The sequence below is a fragment of the Bacillus paranthracis genome (assembly GCF_001883995.1).
In the GTDB taxonomy this organism is placed as follows: domain Bacteria; phylum Bacillota; class Bacilli; order Bacillales; family Bacillaceae_G; genus Bacillus_A; species Bacillus_A paranthracis.
Genome location: NZ_MACE01000005.1, coordinates 35251 through 52622 on the forward strand (window position 1 = coordinate 35251; position 17372 = coordinate 52622).

Annotated in this window: 12 protein-coding genes and 1 pseudogene; 2 read left to right on the forward strand and 11 right to left on the reverse strand. The window is 34.7% G+C overall.

The window, feature by feature from the left end:
* Window positions 1-6 precede the first annotated feature (6 nt).
* The 6 genes from BAQ46_RS00700 to BAQ46_RS00725 form a co-directional block, all read right to left on the reverse strand.
* Window positions 7-2259, reverse strand: a complete 2253-nt coding sequence (locus BAQ46_RS00700) for a dynamin family protein (protein ID WP_071741485.1) — start codon at window positions 2257-2259, stop codon at window positions 7-9.
* A 15-nt stretch (window positions 2260-2274) separates the two neighbouring features.
* Window positions 2275-4332 carry a dynamin family protein gene (locus tag BAQ46_RS00705; RefSeq protein ID WP_249024537.1) on the reverse strand — a complete coding sequence of 686 codons (2058 nt, stop codon included), beginning with the start codon at window positions 4330-4332 and terminating at the stop codon, window positions 2275-2277.
* A gap of 39 nt (window positions 4333-4371) precedes the next feature.
* Window positions 4372-5358: a helix-turn-helix transcriptional regulator gene (locus BAQ46_RS00710; RefSeq protein ID WP_076867918.1), complete on the reverse strand. Its 987-nt coding sequence runs from the start codon at window positions 5356-5358 to the stop codon at window positions 4372-4374.
* 582 nt (window positions 5359-5940) lie between these two features.
* The gene (locus BAQ46_RS00715; RefSeq protein ID WP_071741487.1) at window positions 5941-7938 is read right to left on the reverse strand and encodes an AdipoR/hemolysin III family protein; all 1998 of its coding nucleotides are present in this window, start codon (window positions 7936-7938) and stop codon (window positions 5941-5943) included.
* Between the two features lie 430 nt (window positions 7939-8368).
* Entirely contained in the window at window positions 8369-9019 is a 651-nt protein-coding gene (locus tag BAQ46_RS00720) for a Yip1 family protein (protein WP_071741488.1), read from the reverse strand.
* A 374-nt stretch (window positions 9020-9393) separates the two neighbouring features.
* Entirely contained in the window at window positions 9394-10065 is a 672-nt protein-coding gene (locus BAQ46_RS00725; protein ID WP_061131416.1) for a hypothetical protein, read from the reverse strand.
* Between the two features lie 127 nt (window positions 10066-10192).
* Here BAQ46_RS00725 and BAQ46_RS30975 point away from each other — a divergent pair.
* Window positions 10193-10414, forward strand: a pseudogene (locus tag BAQ46_RS30975) (tyrosine-type recombinase/integrase); the annotation flags it as partial.
* Between the two features lie 4 nt (window positions 10415-10418).
* On the opposite strand, the gene BAQ46_RS00735 reads toward BAQ46_RS30975, so the two are convergent.
* Window positions 10419-12539: a family 10 glycosylhydrolase gene (locus tag BAQ46_RS00735; protein WP_042515097.1), complete on the reverse strand. Its 2121-nt coding sequence runs from the start codon at window positions 12537-12539 to the stop codon at window positions 10419-10421.
* Between the two features lie 415 nt (window positions 12540-12954).
* The gene (locus tag BAQ46_RS00740; protein ID WP_071741489.1) at window positions 12955-13584 is read right to left on the reverse strand and encodes a hypothetical protein; all 630 of its coding nucleotides are present in this window, start codon (window positions 13582-13584) and stop codon (window positions 12955-12957) included.
* A gap of 265 nt (window positions 13585-13849) precedes the next feature.
* Here BAQ46_RS00740 and BAQ46_RS00745 point away from each other — a divergent pair, with 265 nt between their 5' ends.
* Window positions 13850-14635: an ABC transporter ATP-binding protein gene (locus BAQ46_RS00745; RefSeq protein ID WP_071741490.1), complete on the forward strand. Its 786-nt coding sequence runs from the start codon at window positions 13850-13852 to the stop codon at window positions 14633-14635.
* Between the two features lie 180 nt (window positions 14636-14815).
* On the opposite strand, the gene BAQ46_RS00750 is transcribed toward BAQ46_RS00745, so the two are convergent.
* From BAQ46_RS00750 to BAQ46_RS00760, 3 genes are all read right to left on the reverse strand, one after another.
* Window positions 14816-15196 carry a BA_1872 family lipoprotein gene (locus tag BAQ46_RS00750; RefSeq protein ID WP_071741491.1) on the reverse strand — a complete coding sequence of 127 codons (381 nt, stop codon included), beginning with the start codon at window positions 15194-15196 and terminating at the stop codon, window positions 14816-14818.
* Between the two features lie 197 nt (window positions 15197-15393).
* Complete coding sequence (locus BAQ46_RS00755) at window positions 15394-16365, reverse strand: ABC transporter ATP-binding protein (RefSeq protein ID WP_000544145.1); 972 nt, start codon at window positions 16363-16365, stop codon at window positions 15394-15396.
* A complete protein-coding gene (locus BAQ46_RS00760; protein WP_071741492.1) occupies window positions 16358-17350 on the reverse strand; it encodes an ABC transporter ATP-binding protein in 993 nt (330 codons plus the stop codon). Before BAQ46_RS00760 ends, BAQ46_RS00755 begins: the two co-directional genes overlap by 8 nt.
* Window positions 17351-17372: the final 22 nt, after the last annotated feature.

Consider the following 17372-nt stretch of genomic DNA (forward strand, 5'->3'; position numbering starts at 1 on the left):
TCCTGCTCAATATGCTTCTACTAATAAATTCACTACATTTTCTTTTTCTTGTTCAGCTTTCGTACGCACTACTTCTAAATTTTGTCTATATACTTCTTGTTTTTGAGTATTTTCTTGTAACAATTTTTCTTTTGAATCAAGATCTTTTAATTTAATATTCAGCTCTATATCTTTATTTTGAATATATCCTTCAATCTCTTGCCTTGCTAAAGCTAATGCATCAAGACCTCTTAATAACGATCGGTATTCACGACGCAAGCCTTCAAAAACATCTTCAATTTCACGTATTACTTTCTTCTTCTCTCTCGATAAGCGACGTTCTTCTAATTTTGTCCTTTCTCCTAATCTCTTTATCCTTTCCTCTTCTTTTCTTTTTTTAAGCTCTTTCCTTGCCTCAAAATAGTCTTGAGTCGTTTCGAACTCTGATTCGTTTAATGCTAGCTCAATTTCTAATTGGCTTTCACTAGCCAAAATCTTCCTTTCTTCATCGCGATTTTTATTCATTAATTCTTCTTTCTCTTTTAGCCTTCTTGCGTACTCTTCATTAGGTACGTCAACCATACCTTTCTTATCCCACAAAAATCTTCTTCTCTTAATTACTCCATACTCTTGTCTAGTAGCATCCGTACTTTGCAGTAAGGTATTAAAAAAATCCTCCCTTCTTTGATACTGACTTTTCATCAGCTTCTCCTTAGATTTCAAACCATCTAATTCACACTCTAATTTTTGTTTCTGTTTCAATAGTTCTCTTTGCTCCTCTAAAGCCGCAGCTTCTTCAGAAAACTGATCATTTACAAATTTAATATCTGTTTGAGAATTCTCTGTTTCTAAATTTGTCTCAACCTTAATTTCTGCACTCGTTAAAGATTCTATTTTATGATTTGAATACTCTTCAATAGATACTTCAAAATCTATAATTTCTCTCCTCATTTGCATCTCTAGTTGATTAGATAGATCATTTAGTCCTTGATCAACTAGCCTTTGAAATGATTTATTTAAATTATTCATTATATTAGGCGCTTCATCTTCTAAGTCTTCAATGAGTTCCATCTCACTAATTTGTTCAACAAAAAACTGTTTCTCACGCTCTTTACGCTCATTGAAATCTTTCTCATGCTCGTATACAACATCTTGGAATAAATTTTTAAGATTACGCTCTTGGTCTTGTAATTGTAATTTTCTTAACTCCACTTCTTCTGCTAATCTTTCTTTTTCTTTTTGTAACACCTCTATACCTATTTCACCTGAAATGAGTACTTCAATTTGATTCATTTTATTTTGGAGTTGTTCATAGAAATTACTCAATGCACTATACGGTGCACGAATTACATCTTTAGCCTTTTCACCATGGAATAAATACTCTTCTAGACGAGATTCAAATTCTGCAAAACGAGAAGATTCAATCAATGCTTCACTTGACCATCCCTGCCATCTCTTAGTAATTGTATTTTCATCCCTTCCTTTAAGCGCTTGCAATGCACTGATCGGGAATACTTTTGCATACTCTTCAGGAATACTTTGATAATTATTGTCTTTTAATGAAGATTCTAATGCAGTGACTACATCGGAAATTTCATTGTCTGGGACACCATCCATTCTGTTTCCAACAAAGAATATTCTATCGATTGAATCAGATAAGTCTTGCAAAAACATAAATTCTGATCGCTTACCTGGCTGTTCCATGTTAAATAATAAAACACTCGCATTTGATTTTTTTATTTGCTTCTTCGTAATTCTTTCATGCTCAGGATGTAAAGCTTGTAGCCCTGGTGTATCAACGATAACAACACCTTCTGTTAAGTATTTTGAATCAACGAAAATATCCACATGCGAGATTTCTTCCACAACATTATGCTCTTCACTCATCTCCGTTACATACTTTTCAAGTTGATCAAAAGATGATTCAATTTTACTTCCATTAAAAAAATTAATTACCGCCTTTTCTGTTCCATCTCCCTGTTCAACATGCCTAATAAAATTTATAGTCGCTGTTGTCGGAGTTACTTTACTTGGTAAAACATTTTTTCGTAACAGTGCATTTATAAATGTTGATTTTCCTGTTGAAAATTCCCCAACAACCACTATTTCAAATCGATTATCTTTCCAATTCTTTAATTGAGTGTTCAATACCGCTCGATCTTCATCTAGCATTACATAGTCACCAAAATATTCTTCAGTTTCTTTTGTAAGAGCTAACGCTTTCTCAAAACTACGGTTAAGATTTTCTACATGCTCATTCCATTCATTTCTTGTATTCATGTAACCATTCCTTTTTTATCGAATTAATTGCAACTCTTCCTGTAAAGCCTTCTCAACAAAACGAATAAATCGCTTTTCAATATTCGTAGTATGATAATTAAACTGCTGCATCATATTGTTTTCTTGTATCTTCCATAATGCCATTATTTCATCTTCTAACTGTCTATAAAAATTTTGTGCTGCTTTTTGCTGATTATCAATAACATCCATTAAATCATCGAACAATGTGTCTTCTAGATTCTCTAGTTCCATTATTAATTGATCAATTTCGTCTAACACATTTTGTTTTATTGCCTTTATTTCACGTCGGATAGTATCAAACTCACTTAATTTCTCTTCTACAGTTCGCTCATAATTTTCAGTTAAAGCTTCCTTATTTTTTTCCCAACGATCAGATGCCGTATAATCGTAACCAACAACTACTTCTTTTTTCCAAAAGAGTATTCCTTTTGTGGCCCTTTGTTCTTTAGGCCCAGGCCTTTGTCCCATATTTTGAACGTTTCTATTATAGTCTTCTTTCAAATCCTTTAAAATTTCCTGATTTTCTTTCTCTAAGCTCTTTTCATCAAGTGTTATTTGTACTAATTTCTTTTGATTCTTGCTACGTTCTTCTTCTATCGCTTTTCTCTCTTGTTCATAATTTATAAAAAGGCTATCATCATCTTCTATATTTTGTTTTCCAAATATAACCTCCTGAATCTCCTGTATAAATTCCGGCCAATTCAATTCAACACTCCATTTACCAGCCTCTAAATTTTCAATAAACAACGAATCTTCTTCTTCAATCGTTTTTGCAACACGCTCATACAATTTCGTAGTAATTTCCTTGAAGCTGCCTAATATATCTTCATATCTTCTATTCATTTTTTCATTGTACTGCGTATACTCTCTTTTCAAATCATCACTAGATGAGAGATTCATACGTATATCTTGCATAAGCCTTTTTCTTAAATCTCTAAACGAATGTATAACCTCTTTTTTATATTCTTGATTATTCTGAGTTACTTCGAGTCTTAGGTCTTCTATCACCTGTAAAACACTTTTCTCACGATATCCTAATAATTCTAGGCCGTATTCCCTTACAAGGTCATATTCACAATTTAATAACAACCGCTTTCTTTGTACACGTAATTGTCTCTGACGCTCTATTTCTACCTTTTCTTCCAGCTCATCTTCTTCAGCTTCCAAAATATTTGCTTCAAGTACTTCTAAATCGTAATGGATAGACTCAATTTCTGAAGCAAGATACTCCTGATTGTTCACATACTTCATTAAAGCTTCTTCTAACTCTTGTATATTTGATCTTTCTAATAAACTTGAATCCCCTGTCTGTTTTGCTTGAAGTGCTTCAGTTGAGGATACTGGATATATTTTTATAGACTTAGAATCATCTATTTCTTGTTCCAATTTATCCTGCACACTACAAATGACAGATTCCAATTCTCCTTCAGTTAATCCATCAACATGAGTTGCTACTATAAAAACTTTTTTTCTTCGATTCATTAAATCCTTTAGTAAAGACAAATCCGTTTGATCGATCCCTTTTTGTCCATTAAATAAATAGAGAACCGAAGAAGCTTTCTCAAGCTCTTTTTCCGTCACAATAAACGCATCTTCAGTTAAAGAGTTAGCACCAGGTGTGTCGACCAAAAGAAGCTGATTGTCTAAAAACTGTAACGGCCAATAAACATCAACAAACTCTAACGCTTCTTCCTCTCCACTTCCTTGAAACGTTGTATATTGGTCTAAAATACTTATATCTGTGATAGCTAATTCTTTCTTTTCTCCATTTTTATAGTGTAGAACGATTTTCCTCATTTCATCATCCATACACTTATGAATCCCAGTCGTCACTTTTGTCGATTCCATCCGTCTTGACGCTAAAAGTTTTTCGCCTAATAAAGCATTTAACAACTCTGATTTACCGACACTAAATTGTCCAACCGCCACGATGCTACTCGTTATACTATTAATTCGATTATGTAAGACCTGTATTTCTTCTCCAAAAAACAAATCATCCTCATATTTGTTTAATAATAAGGATATTCGTTCGCTTAATTCCGACTTATTCATTGGATTTACCATCCTCATTCTTATAATGTTTATGTAAATTTAATCCCGATAGATTTCCAACATCTCCCCCAAACTCTCCCTCATCTCATCCCGAAACTCCACCGGCTTCAACACCTCAACAAAAGGTCCTTGGCTGAGTAACCACATTTTTATTCCCTTACCAAATACTTTTGCTTCAATGATGGCACCATCGTCATCTTGGGATACGACGCGTGCAGTCGGAAGACGATCTAATACTGCTTGTAGTGATGCACCTGAAAAACGGAATGTAAGATCCATCAATGGCCCTGATTGCATAAATTGAATTTTCTTTCGAAATTCTCCTTCTTCAAAACGATCTGTATAGTTAACTTTAAAATGTTCCTTTTGGATCTCATAGTTTGCGATTCGATCCATCCTATAAATCGTTGGGAATTCAAAGTCACGTTCTACCGGAAAAGCCGCTAAGTAAAAGTAATACTCCGAAAATAGGATCCCTACTGGTTTTACTTTCCTTTTAGTCCCTTCCGCTGCTGTTTCTTTTTTATATTCAATTTCCAATAATCTCTTCGTTCTAACCACATCACTAATGTCCCATATCATTTGAAGTAAAGAACTTTGATGTTGTAATGGTTCATAGTGATGACGTTCATTTCTCATAACATCTTTAATAAAATCACGATCTTTTGGTGCTGATTGATGTATAATTTTATCAAGTAACGTATTCATTTCATCCTTAGAAAAAGCTCTTGTTTCTAGCAAAACTTTTCCTAATGATAGAATTTCTTCTTTTGTAAGCCATAAGTCACTACTACGTGATAAATGGACTTGCCGTTTTTTATCATCCTGTTCTAATTGTAATGAATTACCCGCATTCATATCTAAATACAACTGTATTTCTGCTAAATCCCTTTTAATTGTTTTTGGATGAACTCCAAAATTTTCTATTTCTTCTTTCTTAATTAACACGTTCCCCTTACATAGACGATCATATAAAGATAAAATCCTTATTGTTTTTTTCTCACGTTCATTCAAATTTCCCACCATCCCTTATAAAAAACGTAATATAGAACTATTCAAAACTAGATATTTCAGCTACAGAATCTATCCTTATTCTTCCACTAAGTTATACGATTACTTTACCATAAGAAGGTGGACAACTTTTGTCCGTTTCTCATATTTTATTTAACATTTCACGACATTTTTTTCATAATAATTCCAGCAATATGATTATACTCTTTTTCTAGATAAAACAATATAGTTAATCTGGAATATTCTTAAAATGCCAATCAATACAACACACCCCCAAAATATATCAACGATTATCCAATTATATCGATCGTAACTTCGAATATATCGACGATTCGACACAACATATCGACTTACCGACAAATTTCGCGAAAACTACGACCAAAACTAGCAACCAATCCCAAAGCATCTGCGCTAAAGGTCTATGACAAGCAAATTTAGCAAGCCTGCCCGTGTAAAAAACAAAAAAGAATCGCTCATTTCATCTAATTAAGTCACCACAACAAAATTAAAAAGAAAAGAACGATTCTCTTATATAGAAAATAAAAACTTTTTACATTTTACGATGCTTTCTAATGCCCTTTTAAGACACCATCACTACTATCCCCTCCGATAAATACTCTCCCGTCCATTCACCTTCATCCGTAACCGGTCTTCCGTCAATATTAACTCTACGTTTTTATACTCACCTGAGTTTTGCTTTACTGCGATGATGTATGTATTGTCTCCACTCTTTGGTTCAGAGCTTATATAAAATTTATGCTGCGGGAGTCTTCCACCACCTGGCTGTTCCTGTGCAACAATTAACTCACCACTTCTGTCGCCTTCTTCTAATATGAAAGCAATGTCATCTCCACCGCTTATGTTAACCCAGTCACCTTCTATCTGTGTGAATGGTATTTTTGTTTTTGTATTGTTTGATTGCCCGTTTTTACCTGTATATGTTTCTCTTTTATCAACAGGCTCATAGTTGTTCATAAATTCTTCTTCCGTTATTTGTGTAAGTGAGAGGGTTGCTGCTCCATACCCCTGTCTTATGAACTCAATGTTCTCGTCATCTATTACATTTACACGAACATTAAAGGGTGTGAATGCTTCTAAGTTAGATTTCGCTTCATAGATGCGTAAACTAATCTTCTTCTCATCACTATCTTGTTCTTTAAATAAGTATGTAACGTTTTCTTCACCGTTATAGAGTGTTATTTCGCCTTTTTTATCTTCAGCTACACGAATTTCGACATAACTATCCTTACTTTTTTCCACCCAATAACCATCTATATCTAATAATGTTACATCGTTTAGTTGTTCGTCTTCTACTTCACTAGTTTCTACCGAAGTTGCTACTTGATTGTCCTCTGAGAAAAATGAATCTTTCATCATAAGTAGCGCAATAATTACAATAATCACTCCCACAATACTGAATAGAATAAAGTTCCCTTTTCTTCTACTATCCATTTGTTCTGGAGCTTGCTCATCATTTATAAGACTACCTCCACATGCGACACAAAATCGTTCTCTTCCAGACCTTTCCTTACCACAATGTCCGCAAAAACGATTTCGTCCTTTCTCTGTCTCAACACGTTTTAACAGTTTATCTATCGTCCCTTGTCCAATTAATGCTCCATTAAATACATTCAAAGCGGTTTCTTTCTGTTCTGGAGTCATGCTCCCCCACTGTGAAGAGTCTTTAACTTTAGCCGTATCTCCATCTAAACTAGTTTTTACATAATCGTGCGCCTCTACATTTACCGGCTTCGCATCCGGGCCATGATACGATAAGTTATTCGTTACATCTCCATCCGGCGCCGTTCTTACATGACCTTTCACTGCTACCATTTCTGTATTCACCGGCTTCGCATCCGGGCCATGATACGATAAATTATTCGTTACATCTCCATCTGGCGCCGTTCTTACATATGATTGTACATGTTGTACATTCGTTCCCTTAGCTATATGCGCCTCTGAAGAATGTACAACTGTTTCTCCTGTAACAGCGTGACCATCAACCACTCCTGGTTCTGCAACATAAACATCTCCACCAACATGCATTTTTAAAAATGGCAAAATAAAAGAAATGATAATAAGAGGTACACTTCCCATAATTCCAAGCGCTGCATAACTACTATAATTATGTCCATACAACCAAATTAACGTTGCTCTTATACCAATAAACCCTAATACCGAAACGACAATAGACTCAATTAATTTACTAGGTGAAGAATCATAGACTAAAGAATCAATAGTAGGATCGAAACTCATTCTTGCTAATAAAATAGCCGCAATTCCATATACAAGCAATCCAGCTAAAAAAGGCCTCCAATTTTTTAGCACAAACTGAATTCTCATAAAAAAGAGAACGAGCATAACAATAAAAATAATTGGTGCTAAAAAAGGAAGAATTACCGATATTATGCCTAATATGAGCATAAAAAATAACATTTTCTTCAATAACTTAAATGATGTAATAATAAAAAATAAAAATAGTCCACAACCAAACAATCCTGGATGGATATATCCTAAAAATAGACTGATAGGAAACAATGTTATCGCTATTTTATGATGGTTGGTTTCTTTCTGACTTGCAATCCATTTCTCCATACTATATTCCTTTCTTAATCATTTCATAAACCGTTTTTATCCTTATAAATTATATAACGCCTTTTATAATTTATATATATATTTAAAATAAAATAAATATGTAATTCGACCACAATGAATACCACACCCCAAAAAAATATATCAACGATTATCCAATTATATCGACCGCAACTCCGAATATATCGACGATTCGACACAACATATCGACTTACCGACAAATTTCGCAAAAGTCAGCACCAAAACCACCAATCAATCCCACACTCCTTCCCGCGCAAAAGAAAAAGCACCTTCAATTAGCTGTAAAATCAATAGATTCTTTATAAAATAAAAAGCGTGAGCTATTGGGCTCACGCTTAAGAATAATTTCAATTTTTTAGTTGTTATTTTTATACTTGTCCCCAAACCTCAATTAAATTTCTAAGTTTATTGATTAAAAGATTGTAACCCCTACTATAAGAAATACTATTATTACCAAAGGAAGAATGATAATCATAAAGGACACTATTATTGTTAATAATGCTTTCCATGCTGAAAATTGGTGTGCTTCTCCTAAACATTTTAAGGAAATAATGATTGTCCAAATTCCAATAACTACATCAATTATGGCAAAAATAAGAAACAAAATCGTTAAAGTTATGCTACTATCCATTTCCGGTGTCTCACTCGTAAAGTTTTCTATCCCAAACAAGAAAAATGAAGGCACCCAAACTAATATAAGAGAATAAACGTAAGGGATATAAGAATAGGCAACTGAGTAACGTGTTTTTTCAAAGGTACCTTGTCCACCAAGTTTTTTTGCCACCCAATTAAATAACGCTGGTAGCAAAAAATAATAAATTAAGAAAGCAACGAAGGTACCGAATATAACCATTGAGATTAATGAAACTGGACTACTTATTGAATCCGCCACATTTTTAGAAGATGCTCGATCTAAAGTCTGTACGAATGAGCCTAATAAAATGAGTAAAAACACATTCTTAGGTTTGGATATAAAAATTTCTTTCATTGTATCACGTGGTTTTGTCCAAATGGAGAGCCAAGGATTAAGTACACGTTTAAATTGATTTTCTGGAGTTTCCATAAAAAAACATTCCCCTTTCTTACAACATATTAAATATAAATTCCTAATTATCCCGGTTACGTACATATAAATATTCAATCATTTAATTTCATCTGAAACTTAGGGGAGTGCTTCTTAGCAATTACCTCTATATTGTCTTGCATTTTTAACTATGGGCTGAGTAGTTACTTTCATTTTTGAGTACCTCACATTCTTTAATACATTGGATAAACCTTTATAATCTTATCATTAATAAGAACAAACCTAATTTCCATTCCTTCAGATGTTTTACTAGAATATAATCTTCCACTTATACATCTTTTATTGCTATAAGTCTCGTAAATGGCTTCCATAAGAAGAATGCAATTATACACTTGAAATTCAACAAATCCTCTTTAAAATCCTATACGTATTTTCCCTCCATCTTCTATATGCTTCCGTAAATAATAGTACTTATGGAGTTCTATAATCATATAAAACAAACCAAACGAAAACACTGTGCATGCACACATAAATACAATTGCCCCCATCTGTTGTGTTGCAATGCTAAGAATTATATTAGCAATTAACTGCCCCGATCCAGCTGCAATAGCTGCTACTTTTACACCACCAGTTCCTTTCGACGACTTTGATTTTTTTCTTGGTTCCTGAAGTTTTTCAATATGATTTTTATAAAAATAATACAAAGCAACACCATACAAACCAACTGAAAAAATAAAATAGATAGGAGTTTGTAATTGTAACACTTCATAGGCATATTTTTGAGTTATAACCAATAATCCGACTGAACATATGGTGCCATATACTCCCCGAAATAGAGTGTATTGTAATTGTCGTTTCCGAGGATTGATAGCAATCCATATCGCCCACAAATTTAAAAAAATAACTGGAGGAGTTACTATATATACATAGAGTAATTGAAAAGGATTCGCGAATGCAGGCAAAAGAACAAACACGTCTGCCCCCAAAAGGACAAGAACAATTACGTGGACTCTTATTTCATTTACAGGATAAAGAGCCATATAATTTGCAAAAGCTTTCTTATTAAAATCTATACTTTTTTTCATATTAATTAAACCACCCCGCTACGGTTGACCAAGATTTTTTCGCACCCGTTTTCACCATATCCTTAATACTATCATCTTCACCATCACCATCTAAATCAGCATCCCATTTTACACCTTCTGTGAAATATTATTCCCCTCTCGAAAAGAAGATCAACCCATTAATAAGATCTAGGCTTATCAAAAAATTCAAAAAGCCGGAGATTTTGCCGGTATCGAATCTATCGGGATTCACACCATGCATAAAACCTCCAGCTATTGGTTCTATAAACAAACTAAGGATGCGGCTATGTTGCAAGAAATTTCAAATCACAGCACACCACAAATTACACTGAAATATATTTGGCGTTAAAATGTTAACGTAATTCCTCATTTATCGTTCTCGCCATCATAGTCGCAAATTGTTCTCGTATTAACGGATCCCCTGGTCCGAACATTCCATTGCCATATCCAACCGCAATACCATTTTTGGCTAATGATTGAATGTACGAATGTGCCCAATAATTCTTTGGAACATCTGAGAATTCTTCGCTGTGTGTCCCATTTAAATTATAGTTACGAGTTAAAATAGTTGCCATTTCAGCACGGGTTAACACGCCATTTGGATCGAAATATTTTTGGCCGCTGTCGTTTACTTTGCCTGTAACAATACCTAATTCAACTGCTTTTGCAATTTCTTTGTACCCATAAGTACTAGGATTTACGTCGATAAAATTAGGATTGGATACATTAGATAAATCTTTAATACCTTTTTCGTTCAAAATCATAAAAATAGCTTGTAAACGAGTGAGTCTGTCTTCTGGTTTGAATGTCCCGTCTGGGAAACCTGAAATAATTTTCTTTTCAGCTAGAAAATTAATATAAGTCAAAGCCCAGTGGTTAGTAGATACATCTTTAAATTGCGGTTTTGGTTCAGGTTTTGGTTCAGGCGTAGAAGCCGGAACTAGGTCACTTTCGTTATGAAGGCGGTCTACTGCTGAAACTGCGTATGTGTAGTCACTACTATTCGTTACTGCCTTGTCTACATATGATAGTACCTCTGAACCGTTGTTACGAATTGTTGTGACAATCACAGATGAGTTGTTTCCGTCGATTAGTTGTCCTCTGTTAAAACGATAGATAACGAAATAGGCCGCGTCATTACCAGCATTGTTATTCCATGAGATTGTTGCACCGTTAGGACCGTCTGTCACAGAATGTATAGAAGGCTTACTTGGCGCAGAGTTATCTAACCAAGGCATAGTTGGAATTAATGCTGGGTATTTGTACGCATTTGCTCGTAATTGATCTTTGATACCTAATATATTTGTCTTTAAATTGCGGTAACTAAAGAACATACTTCCTTTTATATTTTGAAGTGTTGAGTTAAGAGCCAATTGATTGTTTATCTCAGTCGGGTTCTCCCAGGCCTTGTCCGAATCGTTATTAATCTTGTAAGCAGCTTGTCCAATGTATAGGTGTATGTTCTTTCCTTGTGCTTCGTTGTTCCACCATTTTGTTATTACGTCATAGTTTGCGGCATTATGGCCAATGCTCCAATAAACTTGAGGTGTTAAATAGTCCACCCATTCTTTATGCACCCATAATCTTGAGTCAGCATAGATGTTGTCGTAAGCGGATAAGCCATTTGTCTCGGAACCTTGTGTGTCATTATGTTTGTTTCTCCAAATACCGAATGGGCTAATTCCGAATTTCACGTGAGATTTTGTTTGTTTAATACTTGTTGATAAATCGCGAACAAGTGTGTTGACATTCTCACGTCTCCAATCGTCTTTATTTTCACCTTTCCCGTATGTTTCGTAAGTTGTTTCATCCTGGAAATTTTCCGCATCTGCGTATGGATAGAAATAATCATCCATATGAATCGCGTCTACATCATAGTTTTGGACAATTTCGAGAGTGCTATTTTTAATATAGTCTCGAACAGCTGGGATGCCAGGGTTATAGAGCAGTTGCTTGCCATGTTTAACAACCCAATCAGGATGTTGTTTAGCTGGGTGATTTACAGCTAGTTTATTTACATCTTGGTGACTTGTTGTAATGCGATATGGGTTCAACCATGCGTGGAATTCTAGGTTGCGCTTATGCGCTTCTTCTACCATAAATGCTAGTGGATCATAGCCTGGGTCTTTTCCTTGTGTACCTGTTAAATACTCTGACCATGGGCTATGTTTTGATGGGTAAAATGCATCACCAGTTGGCCTTACTTGTACAACAACAGCATTCATCCCCATTGATTTAACATCATCTAAGATGTTAATAAACTGTTTCTTTTGTTCGTCAGCGCTTGCACCTTTCACTGGCCAATCGATATTGAACACAGTTGAAATCCAAACGGCACGTAGTTCACGTTTTTTATTTATGGCTTGTTGTTCTGATGCTTCTACGCTAGAAGCAGATATGATAAGTGCCAGAAACAAAATGGGAATGAGTAGACTCTGAACGAGCCCCCTACTTATTACTTTTTTTATAAACATATTTATTTCCTTTCTCTCTTTGCGATATAACAACTAGTAGATTTTTTGTTTCCTAGAATCAAAAGGTTATATATTCCAAATGATATTATAACATTTTATATGTTTTCCGTCACAATTCCCTCATTTGGTACCTCTACTAAGCCAGGAGAAAACCTTTCTAAATTTCCATCCCCCTATTAATTCATCATCTTCAAATACAAAATATTTCACACTTACCACTCCTTGATAGATAAAATATAATTTGATTTACACAAACAAATAAACCTATTGCAGATACAATCATCAAAAATCCAGCCTCTTTACATGCCCATCAAGCTAAGAAAAGCAAATACACCAAAAGGCAGTCCCTCATAACGAAATTCTGTGTTAACTTGTAACAAAAAAAGAGGAGCCCTCTCCTCTTCATAAATAAACACTATTTAATTTGTTCCTTATACTCATTGTTAACAACTACATACCATTTTCCTGTATCAAATTTTTCTTTATTAATCACATAAACTTTATTTTGTCTCTTTACTTCCCCTGGTTTTAATTCCTTAGTAATAGTAGAGGTCTCACCTTTTTCAACATCATAACTACTAGCTGCCCACACATCACTTTGGTAAGCATTATCATTTTCATCCACTAAATCCACTGATGGTAAAAAGGCTAATTTCATCGGTTCGCTTGTGATATTTTTCCCTTCTGCTTCTACAACAATAAAGCCATGTCCATCTTCAGGTTTTTGGAATCCTATACTTTCTTTACCAACCTTATCTCTTTCTACAACTCTTTTTACAGTTACATCAAATTTAGGTGTATGAAAATCCTTGTTTACAGCATACTCTTTTTCTTTTATTTTTGATTTCTCTTTTGTTTGCTCTGTATTTTTCTGCTTTGTATACTCTTTCGTTTTCGCCTCATCAGTTGTTTGCACTTTCTTTTCTTCTTGTTTAGAATTGGTTTCTTTAGATTCTGAAGAAGTTTTGTCGGATGTATTGCCGCAACCAGATAAATTGAATACTAAAGCGCAACCTAAAATACATGTAGTAAATTTTTTCAACATCTCTTTTTATCCCCCAATAACACGATATGTAAATTCCTTACTTATCATAGCAAAAAATACAATCTTAAATTGTTGCATCTTGTCGAATGATTAAGAATAATCAAGTTACTCCACGTCCTCTTTTATTATAAAGGTAAATATAACGTCTATAAAACCTGCTATAATAAGTTTTTACACCCTTAGCATACAATTTTTCACTTTCGGTAATGTGCCCCCTATTTGAAAGGTAATTGAAATATTAAGACCAACTGATAGAGGTGTTCGTGTGGAATTATTTGAGTATTATAAAAAAAAGGGGAAGTTCAAGTGTTTAATTGGAACTGGGCTTTTTCTTTATGGAGTAATTGGTATGTATAATACTTGGGGTAATATTAATTGGGGACCAGTAATCTTAATTATTATAGCTTCTCTTGTATTTTTTAGTATTGGATTTTGGCAATTAAGAAAAGGAAATTTACTAGAAAAAAATATAGTTAAAAATGATTTAACATTTTGGGATATTGATACTTATGTTTTGTTAGAATTACCCAGCAATAATAAACATTTAGGTTTATATACTCCTGATGGAAGATATATAGCAGGAACAAAGATGATTTCTTCAACATTACCTATTTTAAAAAACAAAGAAGTTTTTGGATTGGAAGCAAGTGATGGAGAAATTCTTGCATATTTTCAAAGTGAAGTTGAAAATTATGATTGGGCTATTTATGATTCGAATTATAATTGTGTAGGTATGTTTAAAGAAAATATGATACAAGGATTTGGAATGGTACGTGGTTCTTTGATGAATGAAAAAGAGATAAAAATTTCTGAGATAGAAGTGGAATTTAATTTTTTCGAAACGTCTTTTCATACAATGGATGATCGTATATTAATAAACTGCAAGAGGGGATATATGCCTTTAGAATGGAGTGAAAGATTTGGCTTAAATGTACCGATTATTAAATTAGGTAATAATATTTCTAATGGTGAAAAAATATTTGGTTTAGGTATTCTTCTTTATATTTTAGAAACAATTAAAGTAAGAAAAAGTAGGATTTTTAATGATTAGAATTAAATATTTATATTATAAAATTTATTGGATCTTTTATTAGAGATTACATCGCCGAAAGTGAAATATTGTATATTTTAGAATTACTTTACGTTTACTTCTTAAAATTGATGAGCATTTGTTATGCCAGAACCAACTGGAAATGGAAACGGCAAGCGATTATACTCCGCTTGCCGTTTTTCATAGCTTCGTATGTATTTGAATCCCTTTCGCTTTCTCTTCTTCACCCTTCACGCGTACAATTAAATCATATGACCCGGGTTTTGGCGCTTCAAAAGAAAGCAAATCTTCTTTTTGAGAAGTGACTTCTTCTTCATAAATGACCTTATCATCTTTTGTGACTTGCAATAAAATCGTACCTTCTTCAACTGCTGCCTCATAAGGAATTTCCACATTTCCTTTTTCAGCTTTAAGCGTTTGTACATCGTAATACCCTTGCAAAGAACCAATTGTTAAAGTCGTTTCGCCATTTTTTTGAACCTTTGTGACTTTTGTTGCTGTATTACATGCGCTTAACAATACAACAAGAGTCAAAATGAGAAATGAACGAAGTAATTTCATAGAGAGTCCCCCTTCCATTAAATATATTAAGGATAAAATATACAATCTAACATATCATTACAATTATAGTTGAAAAATAAGGAAAATTATATAACAGGAAATGCAGCTATAAACAATCACTGACCATTAGTCTACAACCATTCCCACACCCCAACACAAAAGAAAAAAGCACCAGGTCCCCCCAGTGCTTCCCCACTCTAAAACAAATGACAAGCCACCTCATGCCCCTTCGCAATCTCGACCATCTTCGGTACTTCCTGTGCGCATTTTTCAGTGGCGAATTTGCAGCGCGTTCTGAATTTGCAGCCGGATGGTGAGTTTAGCGGGCTTGGTACTTCTCCCTCTAGAATGATCCGATCTTTCCCTGTTTTTGTTGGATCTGGTTCTGGCATGGATGAGAGTAGTGCTTGTGTATATGGATGTGCCGGTTTTGTGTATAGGTCTTCGCTATCGGCAATTTCTACTATGTTTCCTAAGTACATGACTCCGATTCGGTCCGATATGTGTCTTACCATAGATAGGTCATGCGCGATGAATAAGTATGTGACGCCTGTTTCTTCTTGTATGTCTTGCAACATGTTTACGACTTGCGCTTGGACTGAGACATCTAGTGCTGAGATCGGTTCGTCACATAGGATGAAATCTGGTTTTACAGATAGTGCGCGCGCGATGCTGATGCGCTGGCGCTGGCCTCCGCTAAATTCGTGCGGATAGCGATATAGATGTTCTTCTTTTAGGCCTACCTTTTTGAGCAGGTCTAATATGATTTCTTTTTGTTCTTCTTTTTCATAAGATCCGTGAATGTTCATTGGCTCGCTAATAATTTGGAATACATTCATTGACGGATTTAATGATGCGTATGGATCTTGGAAAATGATTTGCATTCGTTTTCGATATTCTTTTAGTTCACTTTCCTTTAAACTTGCGATGTCTTTTCCGTCGAATAAAACGTTACCTGAAGTAACGTCGTGTAAACGGATGATGCTTCTTCCTGTCGTTGATTTTCCGCAGCCTGATTCGCCTACTAGTCCGAATGTTTCACCTTTTTTAATTGTGAAGCTTAAGTCATCGACTGCTTTTAATTGCTCTGTTTTTCTGCCGAATAGTCCTTTTTTAATAGGAAAATACTTTTTTAAGTTCCGAACTTCAATTAAATTTTCTTCATGCATGGAAATCACCTACCGCCCTATCATTTAACCAACACATAGAACGCCTTTCGTCCCCAATTTCAAAATATGGTGGCCGTTCTTTTTCACAAATGTCCATCGCATGCGGGCAACGCTCTGCGAATGGGCAACCTTGTGGCGGGTGTAATAAATTTGGCGTTACACCTTGAATTGGCGCAAGTCTTTCTTTTACGCCGTTCGATATTTTCGGTAAAGAGTTTAATAGCCCTTTCGTATATGGATGATTCGGTGATTGGAAAATATCAAGTACAGGTCCTTCTTCCATAATAAGCCCGCCATACATAACGATAACGCGTGTACAGTTTTGTGCGACTATTCCTAAGTCATGCGTAATAAGAAGTAACGCCATGTTCGTTTCGTTTTTTAAGTTTTTCATTAAATCTAGTATTTGTGCTTGTATCGTTACATCAAGTGCTGTTGTCGGTTCGTCCGCAATGAGAAGGTCTGGATTACAAGACATTGCCATCGCAATCATAACCCGCTGCTTCATACCACCGCTTAGTTCGTGCGGATATTGTTTTACCCTTTCTTCTGGCGACGAAAGACCGACTTGTTTTAGTAAGTTAACCGCAATCTGCTCTGCTTCTTTCTTTTTTACTTTTTGATGCCGTATAATTACTTCTGTCATTTGCTTCCCAATTTTCACAACTGGATTTAGCGCCGACATTGGATCTTGGGAAATCAATGAAATTTGATTTCCTCTAATAGAACGTAATTCTTTTTCAGATTTAGAAAGGATGTTTTCATTATGAAAAAGAATCTCTCCTTCTTTCACTTTCCCTGGTGACGTAACGAGAGACATAACGGACTTCGCCATTACACTCTTTCCGCTTCCAGACTCCCCAACGATACCAACTACTTCTCCTTTATGTAAACGAAATGTAACGCCGCGAACAGCTTCCACTTCTCCACTTTCTATGAAAAAAGAAGTCTTTAAATTTTTCACTTCTAGTAGTTTTTCAGACACGCTTCTCACTCCTTTCACTTAA